Below are 738 nucleotides of genomic sequence, written 5' to 3' on the forward strand. Positions count from 1 at the left end.
CTTAGGCACGTTGTTGTAGCCTGTATTCACAAGGTTGGAGGTTTATATGGATGATCCATTATACTACATTGGTATTGATGTTGCCAAACATAAGTTTGATGTTGCTGTTAAACTGCCCAATGGCAAATACAAGCACAAGGTGTTTTGTAATCATCATCAAGGCTTTGATGAGTTTATCTGTTGGCTTAATGCCTTTGATGGTCGCTTTTGTGCTGTTATGGAAGCCACCAACATTTATCATGAAGCTTTGGCGGATTGTTTGGTGGCACAAAACATCATGGTCAGTATCATCAATCCTAAGTGCAGTGCCAGCTTTGCCAAAAGCGATAACCTACGGTCAAAGACAGATAAGATTGATGCTAAGCTCTTAGCAGACTATGCTTGTGAAAAAGGACATAAGCTTGTCTGTTATCAGCCCATGCTACCTGCCCAAAGACAACTGCTTCGTAAAAGCCGTCAGCTTGACCATTTAAAGGACAAGCTTGCTCAAGAAAAGGTACGTCTTAGCATGCTCATTGATGAAGATTGTATTGCTTATACCAAAGCGATGATAGACTTCATCAAAGGGCAAATCAAAGCCTTACAACAAAGCATTCGTCAGTGCGTTGCCAGTGATGACACTTTAAAGCAAAATGCCTCATTACTGCTTAGCATTCCTGCCATTGGCTTTGACAGTGCGGTTAAACTCATCTGCTACTTAGGTGACGGTAGTCGTTTTAAAAATGCAAAAGCAGCAGC

At 41.5% G+C, this 738-nt stretch carries 1 protein-coding gene; it reads left to right on the plus strand.

Annotated features, from left to right (window positions below):
• Positions 1-46 precede the first annotated feature (46 nt).
• Positions 47-738: transposase (locus tag IM753_RS12825; protein ID WP_194109453.1), on the plus strand; the 692-nt coding region annotated here is incomplete at its 3' end.

The organism is Moraxella sp. K127 (assembly GCF_015223095.1).
Taxonomy (GTDB): domain Bacteria; phylum Pseudomonadota; class Gammaproteobacteria; order Pseudomonadales; family Moraxellaceae; genus Moraxella.